The organism is Nocardia sp. NPDC058640, assembly GCF_042716995.1.
In the GTDB taxonomy this organism is placed as follows: domain Bacteria; phylum Actinomycetota; class Actinomycetes; order Mycobacteriales; family Mycobacteriaceae; genus Nocardia.
The window spans coordinates 269,384-289,416 of the sequence record NZ_JBHXRG010000005.1; the positions used below are offsets into that span (position 1 = coordinate 269,384).

Annotated in this window: 19 protein-coding genes; 8 read left to right on the top strand and 11 right to left on the bottom strand. The window is 65.4% G+C overall.

Features of this window, described 5'->3' with window-relative positions; all coding sequences use genetic code 11:
• Position 1: 1 nt before the first annotated feature.
• The 6 genes from ACFWU5_RS10450 to betT form a co-directional block, all read right to left on the bottom strand.
• Entirely contained in the window at positions 2-1,666 is a 1,665-nt protein-coding gene (locus ACFWU5_RS10450) for a VWA domain-containing protein (RefSeq protein ID WP_379266891.1), read from the bottom strand.
• Positions 1,667-1,839: 173 nt separating this feature from the next.
• Complete coding sequence (locus ACFWU5_RS10455; RefSeq protein ID WP_379241781.1) at positions 1,840-2,094, bottom strand: WhiB family transcriptional regulator; 255 nt, start codon at positions 2,092-2,094, stop codon at positions 1,840-1,842.
• On the bottom strand, positions 2,091-2,633 hold the full coding sequence (locus ACFWU5_RS10460; RefSeq protein WP_379266892.1) for an HNH endonuclease: 543 nt from the start codon (positions 2,631-2,633) through the stop codon (positions 2,091-2,093). Before ACFWU5_RS10460 ends, ACFWU5_RS10455 begins: the two co-directional genes overlap by 4 nt.
• Positions 2,634-2,896: 263 nt before the next feature.
• On the bottom strand, positions 2,897-4,450 hold the full coding sequence (locus ACFWU5_RS10465) for a GMC family oxidoreductase (RefSeq protein WP_379266893.1): 1,554 nt from the start codon (positions 4,448-4,450) through the stop codon (positions 2,897-2,899).
• Entirely contained in the window at positions 4,447-5,961 is a 1,515-nt protein-coding gene (locus tag ACFWU5_RS10470) for an aldehyde dehydrogenase family protein (protein ID WP_379266894.1), read from the bottom strand. Before ACFWU5_RS10470 ends, ACFWU5_RS10465 begins: the two co-directional genes overlap by 4 nt.
• A gap of 9 nt (positions 5,962-5,970) precedes the next feature.
• On the bottom strand, positions 5,971-8,091 hold the full coding sequence (betT, locus tag ACFWU5_RS10475) for a choline BCCT transporter BetT (RefSeq protein ID WP_379241785.1): 2,121 nt from the start codon (positions 8,089-8,091) through the stop codon (positions 5,971-5,973).
• Positions 8,092-8,318: 227 nt separating this feature from the next.
• Between betT and ACFWU5_RS10480 the strand changes: the two genes are divergently transcribed.
• Positions 8,319-10,496 (top strand): malate synthase G, encoded by a 2,178-nt coding sequence (locus ACFWU5_RS10480; protein ID WP_379266895.1) that lies wholly within the window; start codon positions 8,319-8,321, stop codon positions 10,494-10,496.
• A 349-nt stretch (positions 10,497-10,845) separates the two neighbouring features.
• Positions 10,846-11,424, top strand: coding sequence for a hypothetical protein (locus tag ACFWU5_RS10485; RefSeq protein ID WP_379266896.1), 579 nt, complete (start codon positions 10,846-10,848; stop codon positions 11,422-11,424).
• Positions 11,425-11,434: 10 nt separating this feature from the next.
• Here ACFWU5_RS10485 and ACFWU5_RS10490 read toward each other — a convergent pair whose 3' ends face one another.
• Positions 11,435-12,340, bottom strand: a complete 906-nt coding sequence (locus ACFWU5_RS10490) for a GNAT family N-acetyltransferase (protein ID WP_379266897.1) — start codon at positions 12,338-12,340, stop codon at positions 11,435-11,437.
• Positions 12,341-12,457: 117 nt separating this feature from the next.
• The gene (locus tag ACFWU5_RS10495) at positions 12,458-13,279 is read right to left on the bottom strand and encodes a hypothetical protein (protein ID WP_379266898.1); all 822 of its coding nucleotides are present in this window, start codon (positions 13,277-13,279) and stop codon (positions 12,458-12,460) included.
• 734 nt (positions 13,280-14,013) lie between these two features.
• On the opposite strand from ACFWU5_RS10495, the gene ACFWU5_RS10500 reads away from it, so the two are divergent.
• Complete coding sequence (locus ACFWU5_RS10500; RefSeq protein WP_379266899.1) at positions 14,014-14,490, top strand: DUF3995 domain-containing protein; 477 nt, start codon at positions 14,014-14,016, stop codon at positions 14,488-14,490.
• A gap of 58 nt (positions 14,491-14,548) precedes the next feature.
• Here the strand turns inward: ACFWU5_RS10500 and ACFWU5_RS10505 are convergent, their stop codons facing one another.
• Together ACFWU5_RS10505 and ACFWU5_RS10510 are read right to left on the bottom strand one after the other, a co-directional pair.
• The gene (locus tag ACFWU5_RS10505; RefSeq protein WP_379266900.1) at positions 14,549-15,358 is read right to left on the bottom strand and encodes a GNAT family N-acetyltransferase; all 810 of its coding nucleotides are present in this window, start codon (positions 15,356-15,358) and stop codon (positions 14,549-14,551) included.
• Positions 15,359-15,493: 135 nt separating this feature from the next.
• Positions 15,494-15,796: a hypothetical protein gene (locus ACFWU5_RS10510; protein WP_379266923.1), complete on the bottom strand. Its 303-nt coding sequence runs from the start codon at positions 15,794-15,796 to the stop codon at positions 15,494-15,496.
• Here ACFWU5_RS10510 and ACFWU5_RS10515 point away from each other — a divergent pair.
• Entirely contained in the window at positions 15,770-16,150 is a 381-nt protein-coding gene (locus ACFWU5_RS10515; RefSeq protein WP_379266919.1) for a nitroreductase family deazaflavin-dependent oxidoreductase, read from the top strand. The two genes, ACFWU5_RS10510 and ACFWU5_RS10515, sit on opposite strands and share 27 nt — an antisense overlap.
• A gap of 155 nt (positions 16,151-16,305) precedes the next feature.
• Here the strand turns inward: ACFWU5_RS10515 and ACFWU5_RS10520 are convergent, their stop codons facing one another.
• Positions 16,306-17,085 (bottom strand): TetR/AcrR family transcriptional regulator, encoded by a 780-nt coding sequence (locus tag ACFWU5_RS10520; RefSeq protein ID WP_379266920.1) that lies wholly within the window; start codon positions 17,083-17,085, stop codon positions 16,306-16,308.
• On the opposite strand from ACFWU5_RS10520, the gene ACFWU5_RS10525 reads away from it, so the two are divergent.
• From ACFWU5_RS10525 to ACFWU5_RS10540, 4 genes are all read left to right on the top strand, one after another.
• A complete protein-coding gene (locus tag ACFWU5_RS10525; RefSeq protein WP_379266924.1) occupies positions 17,021-17,503 on the top strand; it encodes a hypothetical protein in 483 nt (160 codons plus the stop codon). The genes ACFWU5_RS10520 and ACFWU5_RS10525 overlap by 65 nt on opposite strands.
• Before the next feature lie 355 nt (positions 17,504-17,858).
• Positions 17,859-18,377 carry a hypothetical protein gene (locus ACFWU5_RS10530; RefSeq protein ID WP_379266901.1) on the top strand — a complete coding sequence of 173 codons (519 nt, stop codon included), beginning with the start codon at positions 17,859-17,861 and terminating at the stop codon, positions 18,375-18,377.
• A 356-nt stretch (positions 18,378-18,733) separates the two neighbouring features.
• Positions 18,734-19,291, top strand: coding sequence for a hypothetical protein (locus tag ACFWU5_RS10535; RefSeq protein ID WP_379266902.1), 558 nt, complete (start codon positions 18,734-18,736; stop codon positions 19,289-19,291).
• Positions 19,292-19,480: 189 nt separating this feature from the next.
• A complete protein-coding gene (locus ACFWU5_RS10540) occupies positions 19,481-19,990 on the top strand; it encodes a hypothetical protein (RefSeq protein WP_379266903.1) in 510 nt (169 codons plus the stop codon).
• Positions 19,991-20,033 lie beyond the last annotated feature (43 nt).

Consider the following 20,033-nt stretch of genomic DNA (forward strand, 5'->3'; position numbering starts at 1 on the left):
ATCAGGGTGTGGTCAGGGCCTTGACCACCGCGGTGCCGAAACCGAGGTCGTTGCTGGTGGGCATCTTGGTGTAGGTGCCGCCGGTCTGCTCGGCCAGGGCCTGCAGGGTCTGGGTGCCCTGGCCGCCGACCACGATGATGTCGATCCGGATCGGTTTCGCCGAGTTGGTCGCCGCGGTGATCTCGTTGACCAGGGCGGTGCCGGTCAGGGTCGAATCGTCGTCGGGACCATCGGTGATCAGCAGGATCGAGTTCGTGCGACCGGGGGAGTAGCCCGCGACCGCGGCGCGGTAAGCGGCCAGCAGTGTCGGGTACGCCTGGTCCGCGGTGACCTGACTGGGCTGCACGGCGGTGACCGCCGACCCGACGGCGTTGCGCTGCGCATCGGTGAGCAGCCCGGTGGCCACCTGGACCTTGTACGGATCGGTGCCGACGAGGTTCTTTCCGAACGTCCACAGACCCAGACCGAAATCGGGCGGCATCACCTGCAGGGTCGAGGCGACCGCGGCGATCGAGTTCTTCAGCCGGGTGGTCGACCCGTCGGTGGTGCTCATCGACGACGACACGTCCAACAGCACCGTCGCGTTGACGCCCAGCACCGGGTTGGCGAGCGTGGCCTGCACCTTCTCGAGTGCGGCGCGCGGCGGATTCGCCGGCGCGGAACCGATCGCGGGACCGTAACCCTGGGTGGCCAGCGCGCCCGCCTGCTCGGGTGCGCGCAGGAAATCGATGAACCGCGACGCGATCAGGTTCTGGGTCTTGTCCACCCAGTCACCCGACAGCAGCGCCGCGGGATAGTCGGCCAGCGGCGCGCTGCCCACGGGCCGGTACGCGGTGAGACCACCGGTGCCCAGTTGCTGCTGCGTGGCCGCGACCGCGTGCACGTCGCCGGTGGGATCGGCGCTGATCGCCGACATCGCGGTCGTCAGGTCCGCCGGTGTCTGCGCGTCCGCGGCCAGGCCGGAGATCGCGGCGACGACCTGACCGGAACCCGCCGCCTGCTCGGTCAACGGCTCAGTCCCCGAGATCGCGGCACCGATCGAGGCCGCCGCGGCGGTGGTCGCGTCACCGGTGGGCAAGGCCATCCGCAGCCCACCCCAGCCCGACAACCCGATCTCGTCGAGCGAGCCCTGCTGCAGACGCGGCAGGTCGGCCCAGGTGATCTGATGCTGTTCCAGCGCCGCGCGCACAGCATCGGGCACGGCCAACACGATCGGACTGGTCGCGATCGAGGCGGGCGTGCCCTCGATCAGACCGGGCACCCGCACCAGCTCGATCGTGCGACTCGAGTCCGCGATCCACAGTCCCGGCTTGGAACCGAGACTCGGATCCCACTTCGCGAGATCGGCCAGACCAGCGGCGACCGCACCGGACGGACGAACCGCCACCCGCACCTGCGCGCAATGATCACGCACCCGCGGCTTGCTCGCGTTGAACCGCTGCGCCGCGGCCTCGACCGGACCGGACACGGCCGGATCGACCGTGACATCCAGCGCCGCGGCCCCCTCGACGCACTCCGCGGCGGCCGCGACGTCGGTCGAATCGGCGCGATCACTGAGCTGGAACCACGCGAAAACGGCGACGATCACCAGCACGAGTACCGCTACCGCGATCACCGGACCCTTGCTGATACCTCGAGAACTGGTCCCATTGCGATGCGTACCCACGCGGCAAGTTTAAGGACATCCCACGCAACCGCAGCACAGCGCCTACAAATGCGGATCACCGCAGGTCACAGCGTGCGTCTGCGCGATCAGCCCGGCGAGGCAGCACACGCAACCTTGCACCGTGTGCCGAAACACGCCGAGCCGGGTGCCCAGTGGACACCCGGCTCGGCCGGTCAGGCACGGATCACGCGACCACGGTCGTACTCACGACCGCCCCACACCCCCGACTGACCCGTCCGCGCCGCGTACTCGGTGCACCCCGCGAGCAACGGGCAGTCGGCGCAGATCTTGCGGGCGTAGTCGAAGTCCTGCGACGGGTACGGAAACCACGCCTCGTGGTTCGGATCGCCCCGGCAGGCGGCGCGATGCCATTCACCGGAATCGGACAGGGTCAGCAGTTCGGTCAGGGCGAGGTCGGTGGTGGTCATGGCGCGTACTCCTTCCAGATCCGGCGCTGCTTGCGGGCGAGCGGGTCGGGAGCCTTGGGCTCCCACAGCAACCGCATCCCCGCTTCTTCGGGCGTGCGGTCCGACTTTCTGCCATTGCACGGTGCGCAGCAGGCCACGAGATTGCTCCAGGTATTGGGGCCGCCCCTGGAACGTGGGCGGATGTGGTCGACGGTGTGCGCCCAGTCGGCGCAGTACCCGCACCGGTGCTTGTCGCGGCGCAACACTCCGGCCAACGTGGCCCGGCTGTCGTCGCCGATCGGCTCGACATGCGCCAAGTACACGTAGCGCACCAACCGGATCGTTTCCGGCAACCCGATGACCAGGTGCTGCGACCGGATCGGGAAGTGCGGCACGCGCTCGATGACGGTCTCGGCGGCACCGCTGATCAGCAGTGTCACGGCGCGATCGGCGGTGATCTCGTCGAGTGCCTCGTAGCTGGCATTGAGCACGAGCACGCGTTGGCGTATCCAGGTGTCGGAAGCGGGCGCCGTCGGGTCGACGGCATGACGAATCAGCATGGGAATCACCATGTTTCGGAAGAAGCGAACGTCGGGAGGTGGGCCGGTCAGGCCACGAACAGGAGACGGCCGGAGCCATCGATATCCAGGCGCATCGCGCGATGGACCGAATTCGCGCGGCGATAGGTCTGTTCCCACTGTCGCTGTGGCGCTTGCTGTTTCACGGCCGTCTCCTCCTCTCGATGCTGCTCTCGGTTCCTCGCCCGCTGCGAATCACCTGCGTGAAATGATGGTGACACATGCCGCCCGAAATGTCGGCTGATTTATTTTCGGTCGGCCGCGACCAGTTCCGCACAGCGTTCGCCCACGAGCATGACCGTGATGTTCGGGTTGACCGTGGTGTGCTCGGGGAACACCGACGCGTCGGCTACACGCAGCCCTTGCACGCCCTTGACCCGCAGTTCTGGGTCCAGGGGGCTCATCGGGTCGTCGACCGCGCCCATGCGGACCGTGCCCGCGGGGTGGTAGACGGTGTTGTGGGTGCGGCGGATGTAGTCGGCCAGCTCGGCGTCGGTCTGCACGTCGGGCCCCGGATACAGCTCGCGTTCCACCCAGTCCGCCAGCGGCTCCGTCGCGGCGATCTCGCGGGCCTTGCGCAGGCCGGCGATCATCACCTTCATGTCGTGGCCCTCGGGGTCGGTGAAGTAGCGCGGGTCGACTTTCGGCTTGTCGCGGAAGTCGCGCGAGCGCAACCGCACGGTGCCGCGCGAGCGGGCGTGGGTCACGTTCGGAGTCAGACAGAAGGTGTTCTCGGCGGTGGGATAACCCTGGCGCAGGGTGTGCATGTCGAACGGGACGCTGCCGTAGTGCATCATCAGGTCCGGTCGATCCAGGCCGTCTTCGGTCGGGGTGAAAATGCCGGCCTCCCACCACTGTGTGGAACTGTCCACCATCGGTCGAGTGGTTTCGAAACCGATCACGCTTTCCGGGTGGTCCTGCAGGTGCGCGCCGACGCCGGGGGAGTCCACGAGCACGTCGATTCCGTTCTCGCGCAAGTGATCCGCGGGTCCGATGCCCGACAGCATGAGCAGTTTCGGCGAGTCGATGGCACCGGCGGACAGGATCACTTCGCGGTTGGCGTCGATCCGGGTGGTGCGGCCGAACGCGTTGTCGGTGATGTCGACGCCGACGGCACGACCGTTCTCGATCACGATCTTCTTCACCCACGCACCCGTCTGAATGGTCAGGTTCGGGCGGTCGAGATTGGGGTGCAGGTAGCTGACCGAGGACGACGAACGCGTGCCGTCGGTGCGGCTGTTGATCTGAAAGAAGTTGGCCCCGTTGACAACTGTGCGTCCGGCATTGAACTCCGCGCGCGGAATGCCGACCTGTTCACAGGCGTCGAGCAGGGCGACACCGCACGGATCGTTCGCCGGAACCGTCATGATGTTGACCGGTCCGCTACGTCCGTGGTGCTCGCCGGGCGCGTCATTGGTTTCGATCTGCGGGTACAGCCGATACACCGAATCGGCACCCCACCCGGTCGCGCCGTGATCGTTCTCCCACGAGTCCAGATCCTCACGCGGCGCCCAGAACGCGATGCAACTGTTGTGCGAGGAACAGCCGCCCAGCACCTTGGCGCGGGCGTGCCGCATGAACGAATTGCCGTTCTCCTGCGGCTCGATCGGGTAATCCCAGTCGTAACCCGATTCCAGCAGTTCCATCCACCGGTCCAATTGCAAGATGGCCGGGTCGTCGACGTCGGACGGTCCCGCTTCGAGCAAACAGACTGTGACAGAAGGGTCTTCGGACAACCGGGACGCCACGGCCGCACCCGCGGAACCGCCGCCGACGATCACGTAATCGTATGCGGTCATGCCTGTCCTTCCCGAACGGCGAACCAGCCGGTGACACCCGGCCGGAGGTTCTCGTACACGTGCTTGGCCTCGCGATACTCGTGCAATCCGGACGGCCCGAGCTCACGCCCGACACCCGACCGGCCGAACCCGCCCCACTCCGCCTGCGGCAGGTAGGGCCCGAAGTCGTTGACCCACACCGTGCCGTGCCGCAACCGGGCCGCCACGCGACGCGCCCGCGCGGCATCGCTGGACCACACCCCGGCCGCCAGACCGTATTCGGTGTCGTTGCCGATGGTCACGGCCTCGTCCTCGGTGGTGAACGTCTCCACCGTCACGGTCGGCCCGAACGCTTCGTCGTGCACGCACGCCATGTCGCGGGTGGCGCCGTCGATGACCGTGGGCAGGTAGAACCAGCCGTTGTCGAGGTTTCCCGACCCTTCGTCGCCGGTGGCGAACGCGCCGCCGGTGCGGATCACCGCCCCGTCGGCGCGCGCCTGCTCGACGTAGGCGTTGACCTTGTCGCGATGGGCCGACGAGATCAGCGGCCCGGCTTCGGTGCCCTCGGCGTAGGGGAGTCCGAGCCGGATCTGCTCGGCGCGGCGGACCAGTTCGTCGACGAATCGGTCGTGCGCGGACTCCTCGATCACCAGCCGCGCGCCCGCCGAACACACCTGACCCGAATGCAGGAACGCCGCGTTCAACGCGTTGTCGACGCTGGCCGCCAGCCGCTCATCGGTGTCGCAGGCATCGGCGAACACCACGTTCGGGTTCTTGCCGCCCAGTTCCAGGGCCACCTTCTTCACCGTGGCGGCCGCTTCGCGCGCGATGATCTTGCCGGTGGCCAGCCCGCCGGTGAACGACACCAGGTCCACGTCGGGATGCTCCGACAGCGGCGCGCCCGCGGTCGCCCCCGCGCCGAGCACCAGGTTCGCCACCCCGGCAGGCACTTCCAGCTCGTCGAGCACCGTCATCAGCAGGATCGCGGTGTGCGGGGTCAGTTCGGCCGGTTTGAGCACGAACGTATTGCCCGCCGCCAACGCGGGCGCGATCTTCCACGCCGCCTGCAGCAGCGGGTAATTCCACGGCGTGATCAGCCCACACACCCCGACCGGTTCGTACACGATCTTGGAATCGATATCGGGCGAACCCGCGTCGACCACCCGGCCCGCGTCGTCGGCGGCGAGCTTGCCGAAGTACCGGAAGCAGTTCGCGATATCGGACATGTCGATCTCGGATTCGTAGGGTCGCTTGCCGGTGTCGAGAGTCTCGGCGTTGGCGAACTCCTCCCGCCGCTCATCGATCGCGTCGGCCACCTGCAGCAGCAGGTCGCCTCGCTCGGCGGCCGAGGTTTCGCGCCACGGCCCGTGGTCGAAAGCTCGCCGGGCCGCAGCGATGGCCGCCACGGTGTCCTCGGCGCCGCCCTCCGCCACGACCCCGACCAGGGAATCGTCTGCCGGGCAACGTATTTCACGGGTGGCGCCGGAAGCGGCCGCCCGCCAGGTTCCATCGATGTAGAGGGTCTCGCTCATGGATGTCCTTTACAGTTCGCTGTCGGTGGCCGCTTCGGGATCGTGGTTGTCGGTGGCCGCGCGCCGCAGGTGCAGGTAGCCCAGGTGCCGTTCGTACTGGTCGAGAATGTCGCCGATCGTCTGTTCCTTGGTGTAGCCGTTGAGCGAATACCCCTGCGAACCTTCCGCGAGGTAGACCTCGCACCGGAAGTAGCGGTCGTCGGAACGTTGCGCGAGCACCGCGTAGTTGGGTGCGGGTGCCGAGACCGGGTACACGCCGTATTCGAACCGGGGCTCGTTGGCCTGATCGACGATCAGCCGGGGTGCGGGCAGCCCTTCGTTGACGTCGGATTCGTCGACCGTGGCGGTGACGCCCATTTTCGCGAACTCGATCGAGACCTCGCGCATCGCCGGGATCACGGTGTTGAGGATGAACTTGCGGGTGGCCGCCGCGCCGGGATAGTGGATCGTGCCCAACAGTCTGCGTCGCCAACTGGTCTGTTCGCTGGGCCCGCGCCCCGCCGCGATCGCATGGGGCAGCGCCGCCCGATAACTGTCGGTTTTGTACGACTCGTTGTGCAGCGACCGCAGCAGTGCCACGCCGATCAGCGCCAGCACGAACGAGAACGGCAACCCCATGATGATGGTCGCGTTCTGCAGGGTGGTGATGGAACCGCCGGACCCCGCGAACAGCATCGACAGGGTGAGCACGCCGATCGCGACCGCCCAGAAGATGCGGGTGCCGCGCGCGCAGTCGGCCATCGGATCGGGCAGTTTCGAGGTGAAATTGCCCATCACCAGAGATCCCGAGTCGGCGCTGGTGACGTAGAACAGCAGCCCGGTGATGGTGGCGATGGCGAGCAGGAAGGTCGCGCCGGGGTACTGCTCGAGCAGCGAGTAGAAGCCCAATTCGGCTCTGGCAGCGGTCTGTTCGGCGAACGCTTTGTCTTTTCTCGCGACTTCCAACGCACTGTTGCCGAAGATCGAAATCCACAGCACGGTGAAACTGAACGGCACGACCAGCACGCCGAAGATGAACTGGCGCAACGTTCTTCCGCGCGAAATACGCGCCAGGAACAGTCCGACGAACGGCGCCCACGCCACCCACCACGCCCAGAAGAACAGCGTCCAGCTGTCCAGCCAGGCCGAGGGTTGATTCGCGGTTTCCGGATTGCGTTCCCAGGCAAAGGTATTCAGCGTGCGGTCCAGGAAGGTGGAGATGTAGTCGCCCGCGTTCTGGGTGAAGCCGTTGAGCAGGAAGTCCGTGCGGCCCGCGACCAGGATGTAGATCAGCAGCGCGATCGCCATGATGACGTTGAGTTCGGACAGCCGGCGGATGCCCTTGTCCACGCCGGTGGTCGCCGAGATCGTCGTGATGATCACCGACAGCACGATCAGCCCGATCTGCGCCGCCTTGCCCTGTGAGACCCCGAACAGTTCGTGCAACCCGTAGTTGAGCTGGACGATGCCGATGCCAAGGGATGTGGCGATGCCGAAGATGGTGCCCAGCACCGCGGCCACGTCGATCGCGTCGCCCCACCGTCCGTGCACCCGCTTCCCGAAAATCGGGTACAGCGCAGCCCGGATGGTGAGCGGCAGATTGTGTCGGAACGCGAAGTAGGCCAGCGCGCCGCCCATGAGCGCGTACATTGCCCAGCCGGTGATGCCGTAGTGGAAGATCGTCCAGGTCACGGCGTCGCGGGCGGTCTGATCGGTCTCGGGCGGGCCCGACGGCGGGTGCAGGTAGTTGTAGACGGGCTCCGCGACGGAGAAGAACATCAGGTCGATGCCGATACCCGCCGCGAACAGCATCGACGTCCACGAGAACAGGCTGTATTCGGGACGCGATTCCTCCGGGCCCAGGCGGTAGCGGCCGTACTTGCTCGCGCCGAGGAAGACGACGAGTCCGAGAATGGCCGTGGCGAGCACGAAATACCACCAGCCGAACCAGGTCGAGATGAAGGTTTTCACCTCACTGACCACGGTCTCCGCGCTCGACGGCGAGATCAGCGCCCAGATCGCGAAGGCGAGCACGATGCCGGCCGCGGTGAGGAACACGGGCTTGTTGACCGAGCGCCGGTCAGCAACCGGATGTACCGGGGTCTCGGTAGGTGTTCGGTCAGTACTGTCGTCGTTCCCGGCGCCACCCATGCGTGGAAGGCTAGTTCGTGCCGACCGCCGGATCAGGGACGTCGGACCTCGTGTTCGTGTCCGCGCGACGCCACTACAATCGACCGGTGACCCGGCACACCCTGACACGGTGTGTCGGAATGGTGCGGCGCCGCGAGGCGTTCCCACCCACACGAGGTGTCACCTCTACCCACGGGTAACATGACATCGACTTATCCCACCCGGTTTTCACCAAAGTGAGGCAGTAGATGACAGAGCGGATTCAGGTCGGCGGGCTCCAGGTGGCGAGCGTTCTCCACGATTTCATCGAGAACGAGGCGCTCCCCGGTTCCGGCGTAGATTCCGCCGCCTTCTGGGCCGGTGCCGAGCAGGTCATCAACGACCTCGCCCCGCGCAACCGGGAGCTGCTGGCGCAGCGTGACGAGTTCCAGGGCAAGCTCGACGCCTGGCACCAGGACAACACCGGCACCGACTACGACAAGGGCGCCTACAAGCAGTTCCTGACCGAGATCGGTTACCTGCAGCCCGAGCCCGCGCCGTTCCAGATCAGCACCGAGAACGTCGACGCCGAAATCGCCGCCACCGCGGGCCCGCAGCTGGTGGTGCCGGTGATGAACGCGCGCTTCGCGATCAACGCCGCCAACGCGCGCTGGGGTTCGCTGTACGACGCGCTCTACGGCACCGACGCCATCCCCGAGGCCAACGGCGCCGACAAGGGCACCGGCTACAACCGCGTGCGCGGCGACAAGGTCATCGAGTGGGGTCGCAACTTCCTCGACGACGCCGTCACCCTGATCACCGGGTCCCACCTGGGTTCGGCCTACTACAAGATCGTCGACGGCGAGCTCGAGATCGGCCTCGAAGACGGCACCGACATCGGCCTGGCCGACCCGTCGCAGCTGGTGGGCTACCTCGGCGACCCCGAGAACCCGACCTCGATCCTGCTGAAGCACAACGGGCTGCACATCGAGATCCAGATCGACCCCACCTCGCCGATCGGTTCCACCGACACCGCGGGCGTGAAGGACATCGTCCTGGAATCCGCGCTCACCACGATCATGGACTTCGAGGACTCGGTCGCCGCGGTCGACGCCGACGACAAGGTCGTGTGCTACCGCAACTGGCTGGGCCTGATGAAGGGCGACCTCGCCGAAGAAGTCTCCAAGGGCGGCAAGACCTTCACCCGCACCATGAACCCCGACCGCGTGTTCACCGCGCTCGACGGTTCCGAGCTGGTCCTGCACGGCCGTTCGCTGCTGTTCGTGCGCAACGTGGGCCACCTGATGACCTCCGACGCCATCCTCGACGCCGACGGCAACGAAATCGGCGAAGGCATCATGGACGGCCTGATCACCTCGCTGATCGCGGTGCACTCGCTCAACGGCGACAACACCCGCCTGAACTCGCGCACCGGCTCGGTCTACATCGTGAAGCCCAAGATGCACGGCCCCGCCGAAGCCGCGTTCACCAACGAGCTGTTCGGTCGCGTCGAAGACGTGCTCGGCCTGCCCCGACACACCCTCAAGGTCGGCATCATGGACGAGGAACGCCGCACCACGGTCAACCTCGCCGCCTCCATCAACGCTGCGGCCGCTCGCGTGGTCTTCATCAACACCGGCTTCCTCGACCGCACCGGCGACGAGATCCACACCTCCATGGAGGCCGGGCCGATGGTCCGCAAGGCCGAGATGAAGGCCCAGACCTGGATCACCTCGTACGAGGACTGGAACGTGGACACCGGCCTGGCCAAGGGCCTGCCCGGCAAGGCGCAGATCGGCAAGGGTATGTGGGCCATGCCCGACCTGATGGCCAACATGCTCGTGCAGAAGGTCGGCCACCCCAAGTCCGGCGCCAACACCGCCTGGGTCCCCTCGCCGACCGCCGCCACCCTGCACGCCACCCACTACCACCTGGTGGACGTGTTCAAGCAGCAGTCCCAGATCGCCAAGGGCGGCCCCCGCGCCACCGTCGACCAGATCCTGGAAATCCCCCTCGCCCAGTCCACCGACTGGACCGACGAGGAAAAGCGCCAGGAACTGGACAACAACTCCCAGGGCATCCTGGGCTACGTCGTCCGCTGGATCGACCACGGCGTCGGCTGCTCCAAGGTGCCCGACATCAACGACATCGGCCTGATGGAAGACCGTGCCACCCTGCGCATCTCGAGCCAGCTGGTCGCCAACTGGCTGCGCCACGGTGTGGTCACCGAGGCCGACGTGATCGCCAGCCTCGAGCGGATGGCACCGGTTGTCGATCGCCAGAACGCCGACGACAAGACCTACACGCCGATGGCCCCGAACTTCGATGACAACATCGCGTTCCAGGCTGCGAAAGAGCTTGTGCTGGAAGGTACTTCGCAGCCGAATGGTTACACCGAGCCGATCCTGCACCGGCGCCGTCGCGAGTTCAAGGCTGCGCAGAAGTAGTGACGTGCTGTGATTGAAAAGTAGCTTGTAGCAGCGCTTTTCGTGCGAGGGCCCGTTTCGGAGACATCCGAGACGGGCCCTTTCGTCGTCACCGGAAATCACCCCGAATACCGGCAGGTCACGCTCAAAACGGTCACATAAACGGTCACACATCGCTCAACGCGGCGAAGTCGTTGCTGCGCACCGAAACTCCGTGGGACAGCAACCTGGAAGCGAGAGCGCTGATGGTCGCACTCGATGACCTCGGCATCGGCGAAGCGCACCAGTCGGCATGATGTACACCATGCGAATCACACAGCCGCGGTGGCCATCACGTCCGTCTCAGCTCGCGCGGATCGGGGGCACTGTAGTGGCTGCGCTGGTCTTGGCACTGGAGGTGTCCGCGTGCGGCACGACCGTGACCGGGCAAGCTCAACCGACGGTCGGCATCGCTGACCCCAAGCTCGACACGACCACGCCGCAACTGCCGGCCGTAGGCGACTGCGCCAAGATCCACGAATTCGTGCAGCACGGACTGATCACCGTGATGGACTGTGCCGACCCTGCAGCGACGAGCCAGGTCAAGGTGATCGAGATCGTCTCGGGCGACGAGGGCAAGACCGTCACATGCATGGACAACGAAACGCTGCTGATCATCACCGGTCTCAAAGACGGTTCCCTCGGCGTGGCGCACGGCTGCGCCGGCCCGAACCTGACCGCCGGACGCTGCTACGTGCCAAGGTTGGCCATCAACATCTACGACGCCTCCTGCACCGATCCCGACTCGTTCCGACTGGACCGGACCCTTTCTGGAATCAGCGACGTAGCCGTGTGTGATCCACCGATCGCCGACGACGACTACGCCGGCAAAATCGAGTACATACGCGTCAAGAGCAAGAACTTCATCGACAAGCGCACCGGCGTCGCTTACTGCTTCCGAGAAAAGTAGCTGCGCCGGATCAGGGATGCCGTTGGGTGACGGACCCGATGAGGTCGGTGACGGGTTCGCTCGCGGTGAATCCGGCTGCGAGGTAGGTGGCGAGGGCGCCTGCGGTGGAGTTCTCGGCGACGACGACTGCGGCAGAAGCGCTGTGCTGCTGCAGAACCCGCGCCCCGGCGAGGGTGATGGCCGTGCCGTAACCGTTGCCGTGGTGCGCACCGTGCACTCCCATCGGTTCGATGAGGCCGGGGCGTCCGTCTCCGGCTGTCCAGACGGTGGTGACGGCGACGGGCTGGTCGGTGTTGTCGTAGCCGATGAGGTGGTGGGCCAGGTGTGCGAACGGGCCTGTTGCCATGGTTGTCCACCGGTGGACGAGCCTGCGCCTGTCGTCGCTGCTCGGCGGTGTTCCCTTGAATGCGGACCAGTGCACCGAGATCCAGTCGTCTGCCTGGTCGAGGCCGATCTCCTCGACTCGCAGCGCCGCGTCGCGCGGATGCGCGGGGACGGGGGTGCGCAGGTCGAGCCGCAACGGAGTCCAGGGTTCACCCTCGTTCCACCCTCGGGCGCGCAGCCGCTTCCGCAGTGCGAGCGCGCCGCGGGCTTCGACGGTCACCGTCCCGGCGGGGAGCACGCGTCCGCTCGTGAGATCGGCTTCGATCTGGCGCGCCAGTTCGTCGTCGTCGAGGGCTGCGGGGTCCATCGCCATGCGGAACAGATCCTCGCCGTCGAACATGCCGATCGCGACGACCGTCCCATCCGCAGTCCAGCACCGCAGGTCCGCGGCGGATTTCTCGGCCCCGGCCATCGAGTTCCAACCCAGGTCTCCGGGATGCAGGAATCCCTTCCAGTCGGCGGTCTGCCACTCACTCAGCGTTCTGGTGATCCCGGCGAGCCGAGCAGCAGTCGGTGTGGTGAGGGTGGTCATCGCTTCCATCCTATGGCCGTCGTTCGCACAGGTCGGTCTCATCGGCAACTATGCGTCAGTGATCGACCAGCGGATGCCGTCTCCGGAGATCACCTCGAATGCCGGCTCGTCCCGCGGTCAGGATTGGGCTATCTCGACCACGAACTCCGCAGTCGAGTGATGTCCATTCGTGTTGCAGTGCAACAGGGTTGGTGTGCCTGTTTCGACGCGGACGCCGTTGGTGTTCGCGGTGGTCTGGCCGGTGCTCGAATCCAGGCGGACCGGGGTGAAACTGGCGATCGGGGCGGGGCCTGTTGCGTGGAATTCGACGGTGGTGCCGTTGGTGAGGTCGTTACTCCATAGCGTGGTGGTGGTCGTGCGCTGGCCGTTGTGCAGGATCTGGCCGTTCACGACGGTCAGCATCAGGCCCAGGTCGCGGGCGTTGGCGGGTGGGGTGGAGGAGCGCATTCGCAGCCAGACCCGCACGGTGCCGTTGAGGGGCATCGTGTACGACGAAACGGTTTGTTCCGCTGGGGGTTTCGGTGTCGCGATGGGCGCACTCCGAAGCTGAGGAGCGGGCTGCGGTGACTGCGATACGCCTGCGTTCAACGGCAGCGGGGGAGGCGCCAGCGTCTCTCCGCGTCCCGGCGATGCCGGATTCCTGCCCTTGAGCGCTTCTCTCACTGAGAAGGCGGAGGACAGTGCGAACGCCGCCGCTATCAGGTATCCGAACGGCGATGCCTCTTCGTATCGTGTTTCGCGCGTGGCGACTTCGTCGCAATCGCTCTCCGAGGAACCCCCACTGCCGATGGTGATACAGGTGTCGTAGGACTGCACGACCTGGTCGTCGAAGACGAGGACTTCGTCATAACCCGGTGCGCTGCCAGCGAGGAAAATCAGCGATACCACTCCGGTGCCGAGGGCGTAGAGCCAGTTCCGGACAGGGCTGTCTTCTTGCATGGCCGAGCTCCAACTGAAGGCGCGAAATGTGCGGCTGCTCGGTGAATCACCGGACAGGGCTTCATCTTTGCAGCCCGGCGCGGAACCTGCCCGGTATCGTCCGTCGAGGACTACACGCGCTCGCCGAGCGTGGCGACTAGCGTCGACTTCCCAGCCCGGGTCTAGACGTCGGCGATGCCCTTCGCGGTGATCTCCGACGCCGGGACGACCCGCGGGTCGACGAGCCGGTACCGCTTACCGGCCCGTGTGATGCACGACCGCCCACGGCGGGAGCCGCCACGCCCAGAGACCCTGGATGCGGTTGGTGACGTTCGTTGTGCTCGTACCCCTGGTCGTTGAACGCCTATGCGGGCCAGCTGAGCCCGCAACGAGAATCCGCCGTGTGCGGTTCCACCACTCATTCACCCAACGCTGCTGCGATGTGTCGGTGGGGGAGGACCCGTTCAGTGGGTGCTGGTGACCAGGGCATCCGGGATCGGTTAGTCGTCTCCGATGATTACGCCGACTCCGTCGAGTACTAGCGAGTCCGCGGGTACCGCATCGACCAGAACGCGAACCACGCGCTGGATCAGCAGTTGGTGGCGTGGTTTCGGGGCGGCGTTCACAACGAGCTGGCCATTGATCGGTTCAGGATGCCCGTCATGCACGACTGAGTGGCAACCTGGACAGGTCGAGCCGGTGGGGCGGATGCTGTTGCGCAGGAATGGGATCGAGAATCGACGGAGGGGGGTCTGGTGAGGCAGTCCGCTGGTGGATGGGCCGTACTCGCTGCGGTCGCGTGGAGTTGTGTGTTCGGGGCAGTGCATGTGTTCTGGGCCTTGGGCGGGTCCGCGGGGCTGGCGTCGTCGGCGGGTGCTGATCTAGCGACTCGTCGTCCGCCGATGTTCGTCGCGGTCGGCCTGTGGGGCGTGGGCGGTGCGCTGCTGGTGGGTGCTGTGTTCGTTGGGGTGGCGGCAGCGGCACCTATGTCGCGTCGTCGGCGTCGGGTGATGGGATGGCTGATCGGGCTGGCCGGGGTGGTGTTGCTGGTTCGTGGTGTGTTGGTCGAGGTCGCGCTGGCGGTGGATGTGGGCGGGGTTCGTGGCGAGGTCGGGTCGCATCAGACATGGTGGAGTCTGGTGCTGTGGAATCCGTGGTTCATGCTCGGTGGGGTGGTTTTCATCGCGGCTGGCCGCGGGATTGCGAAGGGCTCCACCGCCAACGACGGCTGATCGCTGTCCCACATGAACGAAATCTCCTTGGCGCCGACAGCGTTAAAGCACGCGCGGGTCAGGGGAGCACTTCTTCGACGGAAGTAGTGGTCAACGCCTGCCGGTGTGCGTACCAGATGCTTGGGACGACCGATCCGTTCGGCAATGGCTGTGCGCGCCGGTCCTTTTCGATCGCACCGATCTTGTCGCAAATGCGTTGCACCGCGAGATTCGACTCGGTCGTACCGATCTCGACGGTGGCGAAACCGGCGTCGTGGATCGCCTCGACCAGCGCGGCCACCGCTTCGGTGGCATAGCCGGCGCGCCGGTGCCGTGGTCCGATCCACCAGCCGAGAGTTCGCGCCGAAGGGTCACTTTCACTCGGGTGCACGGTTGCGCCACCTACCAGGGCGCCGTCCGAGCACGCCTGGAACGCCAGCAGCCCGGGCGTCGGGTACCCCGACCTGACGGACTTCACCATTGCCCGAGCCTCGCGTTCGGTCCACCCGTTCCCGGTGAGCATCTGCGGATCGATCGTGGCGGCGAGCGCAACCGCGTCCTGCGGTACCGGTGGGCGCAGCACCAGCCGTGCGGTCTCGACCACTCCCAGTACGTTGTAGAGCGCGCTCGTTTCCTTATCGACGATCCCACTGACCCGCCACGCCCAAAGCCCGCCCGCGACGAGCAGGACCCCGACCATGAGCGCCACCCAGAAGGCGATAATGAGTCCCCCTGCGGCGGACCGTGATTCGACCGTAACCACGATCCCGAGAAACACCGCCGGAGCCCCGACCGTCACGATCCAACTCGCCAGCCCGCGAGCCACGGCACCTCGGGGCGCTTGCTGAATAGCCGCTGCGACATACGCGATTCGCCACGTGGGAAACATGCGCGAACCATATTCGACGCGGCGTTGCAGTGCGAGCGAACGGGACGTCAGCAAACGCTGTCCACCGGGGAGAAGCGCTCGACAAGGGTGGACGTCGCGGCGTTGGATTCACCAATGGGTTTGGCGCAGAAAGGTTCACGGATCATCAACGTCGATGGCGTGCGGTATCGGTGAGTTGTGGCTCCTGACGACGAACCCGGACTCGCGATCGTCGTCGAAATCGCCGACGGAGAGGGGCAGCGCCAGGCCGCGTGGGTTGATCACGGCACGGACGAAACACTCACCGACCCGCGGCTCTGCGCCGCGACCGTTGACCGGCTCACTTTCGGCGGGCACATCATGGCTCAAACCGCGGAGCAATTTCGCCGCAACGTCGAGAAGTTCAACAAGGTGATCATCAGACTGCAGAAGATGGGAATAGCCCTCGGACCACACCACCTGATCACCACGACCGGGCGCCGAACCGGACAGCCACGTATCACGGCGATCGGGGTGATTCCCATCGCAGGGCAACGCTACATCTTCCAGGCCTACCCGAAAGCAGCCTGGGTCGCGAACGTTCGCGCAGCGCAGACTGTCACCCTCTCGCGAGGCCGTCGATCCTCGGTCGTGAAGTTGGTCGAGCTGCCCGTCGAGGAACGTCGGCCGATTCTGCACGACCACATCGAGAACAGCCACCCACGAGTCGCCAAGCTGTTGGTCACGACCGGCTTGGTCGAGGACCCGACCCCGCAGGCAGTCGCTGAGGCCGCAGACCGAATTGCAGTCTTCCGCATCGACGCCCACCCCTAGCTCACACTCGAATAGCACGACGACACCAACCGACTCCAGACTTCACGACCAAAGCCACGTTGACGACGGCGCAGTAGTTCTGGCCAGCTGGCGCGGGCTCGAATATCGGGCGTTCGATGCGGTGACGGGCGAGATCGACTTGGCGGACAAGCGGGCTACCTGCCCATCGCATTCCACCGCAGCAGTTGCGCGCTCACCAGTTCAGGTGTGGGTAGGTTGTCCGGGTCTACGAGCCACTGAACGATGAGGCCGCTGAGCATCGCGTAGCCGGCCGTGCCGAACACCCGCACTTGATCAGTGTCCGCATCTATACGAAGAATCTGGCTGACGAGCGATGACCGCGCATGCTCGACAGCGTGCCGTAGTTGCTGCCGGACCTGCTCGTTGTCATCGGCCTGAGCCATCAACTCGAACGAAGCAGCGAGGACACCGCGGTTCCCCTCGAAGGACTGGACAACGCATCGGTAGACGTTCGCAAGATGCTCTGGGAAGTCTGCGTCGGGAAGGGCGTTCAGTCCTTGGTCAAGGACTGCCGACCATTCTTCCAAGCCGTCCAGCAAAGCCTCGATAAGCAGAGCATCGGTGGTGCCGAAGTGGTAGCCGATCGCCGCCGTGCTCACTCCCGCAGCCGACGCGACATCACGGGCACGAGTTCGAGCGTACCCACTCTCGTCGAGACAAGTTCGGGCCCCGCGCAACAACGCGCTCCGGTTGTCTCCACGCATGCGCAACCTCCTTGCACGTTCGTGTTGCACGCTTGTGCCATACGTATGTACGATTACCGGGCGACAATACCGGAGGCGATCACTCCGCAGTCCAGCCGAGGAGAACCCTGTCATGACTCGACGCCGGAAGATCGTCCTGACCCTCGTGGGCATCCCACTCGCCGCCGTCGCGCTGCTCGCCACCATCGGCAGCCTGCGCGACAGCCACATCGTCACGGTGACTCGATCCACCTGTGCGGACCGAGACGTGATGTGGGAGTTGTGGGCCAACGTGCCCGAGCGCGTCGAATGGGACAAGGGCTTGGAGTACATCAACGTGGACGGACCCTTTGAGGCGGGTACGTCCGGGACGGTCGAAGTCGAAGGACGGGGCCCGATCGAATACAGGATCATCGAGGTAGACCCGAAGAACGGATATACGGACCGATTCGAGAGCCTGCTGTGGACCCATACCGATTGGCATCACCGGATCGAGCTGAACACCGACGGCTGCTATGACGTGACGTGGGAACTCGAGGCACGAGGCCCGCTCTCGATCATCTCGCTGCCTGTGCTCGAGAGTATCTTCGGCGAAGAAATCCCGATCGCTGTTGACGAGTTTGTTGCACTCGCGGAGTCCCGCAGCTAGCACCGAATCACTGACGGAATTCCTGAAGAGGAGGATGCTCCCGAGCCGCTCGATGAGAACTACGTCTTCGAGCTGATGGAGCAGCTGATGGGAATCGTCTGGGTGCCGTAGCTGATGCCCGCTACCGCCCATCATCGCTCGCGAACAAGCCGACGTCGAATACATTGTCCGAGTGATCAACTCAGCACCGCCGGTGGATTTGCGGCCGCATGCCGAAGCCGCCCCACGTCGAACTGTCGCTCGTGCTGTCGCCTCGGCAGTGGTTGTGCTCGTGTTACTTTCGATAGTCGGCGCGGGTGTCATCGGTGTGTCGTCGGGATGGTGGTGGAATGGATCCGGCGCTCCGATAGGGGTGGTGGCGGCGTCGTTCTACGTCTTTTCGATGCTGACCCCGATCACTGTTGCCGCTGCGGTAGCACTCGGCGTCACCGTGCCCTGCTCGGCGCTGATTCACACCGGGGCGACACGTGGCCGCATGGCGGCGACCTGGGTCGCCTGCATCCTCGCTACGGTCGTCACCACCGCGTTGTTCTGGTGGGCGACCGCGTCTGTGACCTTGTCTATCTCGTTCCATACCGCGTCATGGGCAGGTGGTGTGACATCCGGCCTCGCCCAGCACTACCTGTGGCAGACTTTCGACCCCGCTAGGGTCTTCTGGTCAGCCGTGCAGACTTCAGTGGTCGTCGCGTTCGTTGTGCTTGCACCCCTGGTCGTCGAATGCCTATGCGGGCCAGCTGATCCCGCAACGAGAATCCGACGTGTGCGCATCAGTTCTGCCGCGGTACTCGTCGTGTTCGGTGTCGCCTACGCGGCGATCGCCGTCTACCAAGCGCGCGTCGTCCCTAGCTATTTCGGTCTGGTTCATTTTGCCTGAGCTAGTGGCGGTTCCATCTGCACATATCGCGCGCTACGGTGCGCGCTCGGGAACCGTGATGTGGCGCACCAAGATTGACCTGGCCCGATGCCCAGGCGGTGACGCCGACTTGAACCCGTATAGCGACCAGGTGCACACCGACGACACCGTCTATCGACGCCTGGATTGCCAGCGAAACGGTGAACACTGGGCTCAGATCTGGGCCTATGACGCGGCGACCGGAGTACCTGTGGCGAGCAGGGATTTTCCGCACGAACCGACAATGGAGGGAGCGACAACCGAACTGTTGCCCACTTCGAGGAATGACACGCGTGGTCGGCTATGTGCCCCAATCTGGCTAACCTAGGCTGCTGGTCGTGACGAAAGCGGTAGGGGTTGAGACGCCGCGAGCGTGGCAGCTGGCGATGCGGGCGGTAACGGTGGTGGCCTGCCTTGGGATTGCTGTGCTGTTGTTCGAGCTGGTCACTGATTACGATCTGCTCGCTGCGCTGGTCGCGGGCGCGCTGCTGTTCATTGCTGGGGTGGGGTGGATGGTGCTGGCCCCGATCGGCTGCGCCGAGTATCGGCAATTTCGGGCTGTTGCCATTGCTCCGATCGTGGTGGTGCTGGGTGCCGGGTTGGTCTCTTCCGGGGTGCCGGATCGGCTCGCCTGGTGGCTGTCGGAAGGGGCGTTGACTCGGGCCGCACAGGATTGCGCGGACGTCGATGGTGACTGGTTCGGTGTCATGTATGTCGACTACGTTCACCGGTCCGACGGAGGGTGCGGGTTCTCGCGGTACGCCACCAACGGCGGCGTGGCCTACTTCGCTCCTGGAACGACGCCGCCGGACGGGCCACCGCAGCCCTACCGTTACGTGTACGAGCCCGTCGCCCCGAACTGGTACCGGTACACCATGCCCATCATGCATGACTGAGGCGCAACATGGGCCGGTCGAGCCGGTGGACCGGAATGTGCCGCGCAGGCACGTACCTTGTTCCGGCGCAACACTTTCCATGGACTGAACTGGCGATAGGGTTCGGGTGTGTCGACGATTCGGGAACTTCAGACGCGGGATTGGCGGCGGTCGCGGCCGTGGGCGAGGAGATTGAGGATCACGGCGGCGGTGACCGGGTTCGTCGTCGGGATTGCCATGTTTGTGGAAGTCGCTTCGCCGGATCCGGCGGTGTGGACGGTCTCATGGTTGGTGCTGCTGGGGACATCGATCTGGTGGATGTACCTGGTCTTCGGGTATCAGCCGACGAAACCCGCTGGTCTCGCGCTGATCTCGATCCAGCCACTGCTGTTTATGGTCGTGATCGTCGGAATGGTGAACGACCTTCCCGAGCGGGTGGCTTGGCGGGTGTCCGAAAGCGCCATGGTCGCTGCGGCGCAGACGTGCGAGAACGTCTCGAAGACTCGATGGATCGGCGTCTTTCAGGTGGACTCTGTGCGTCGAATCAGCAACGGCGGGTGCGCGTTCCGGATCGGGCAGCGGATCAGTACCGATGGGCTGGTCTACTTCGCGCCTGGGACGCAGCCGCCGGACCGCGCGCAGCAACAGAAGTCTCGGACGTACTTCGAGCCGTTCGACGGCAACTGGTTCCGTTTCGTGGCGTACGGAGACTCCGACTGAGAACAGGTACTCCTACGACAGCTGGCGAGCTTGCGACGCATGC

What these genes read in the sequence shown, in the direction of transcription:
- ACFWU5_RS10520 (WP_379266920.1), bottom strand. Translation starts at nt 17,085, where the DNA reads ATGTGGCTGTCGCGCAGGCTGCCGATGGTGGCGAGCAGCGCGACGGCG.
- ACFWU5_RS10495 (WP_379266898.1), bottom strand. Translation starts at nt 13,279, where the DNA reads ATGCAAGAAGACAGCCCTGTCCGGAACTGGCTCTACGCCCTCGGCACC.
- ACFWU5_RS10505 (WP_379266900.1), bottom strand. Translation starts at nt 15,358, where the DNA reads ATGTTTCCCACGTGGCGAATCGCGTATGTCGCAGCGGCTATTCAGCAA.
- ACFWU5_RS10470 (WP_379266894.1), bottom strand. Translation starts at nt 5,961, where the DNA reads ATGAGCGAGACCCTCTACATCGATGGAACCTGGCGGGCGGCCGCTTCC.
- ACFWU5_RS10465 (WP_379266893.1), bottom strand. Translation starts at nt 4,450, where the DNA reads ATGACCGCATACGATTACGTGATCGTCGGCGGCGGTTCCGCGGGTGCG.
- ACFWU5_RS10490 (WP_379266897.1), bottom strand. Translation starts at nt 12,340, where the DNA reads ATGACCACCCTCACCACACCGACTGCTGCTCGGCTCGCCGGGATCACC.
- ACFWU5_RS10455 (WP_379241781.1), bottom strand. Translation starts at nt 2,094, where the DNA reads ATGACCACCACCGACCTCGCCCTGACCGAACTGCTGACCCTGTCCGAT.
- ACFWU5_RS10460 (WP_379266892.1), bottom strand. Translation starts at nt 2,633, where the DNA reads ATGCTGATTCGTCATGCCGTCGACCCGACGGCGCCCGCTTCCGACACC.
- betT (WP_379241785.1), bottom strand. Translation starts at nt 8,091, where the DNA reads ATGGGTGGCGCCGGGAACGACGACAGTACTGACCGAACACCTACCGAG.
- ACFWU5_RS10515 (WP_379266919.1), top strand. Translation starts at nt 15,770, where the DNA reads ATGGGAATAGCCCTCGGACCACACCACCTGATCACCACGACCGGGCGC.
- ACFWU5_RS10480 (WP_379266895.1), top strand. Translation starts at nt 8,319, where the DNA reads ATGACAGAGCGGATTCAGGTCGGCGGGCTCCAGGTGGCGAGCGTTCTC.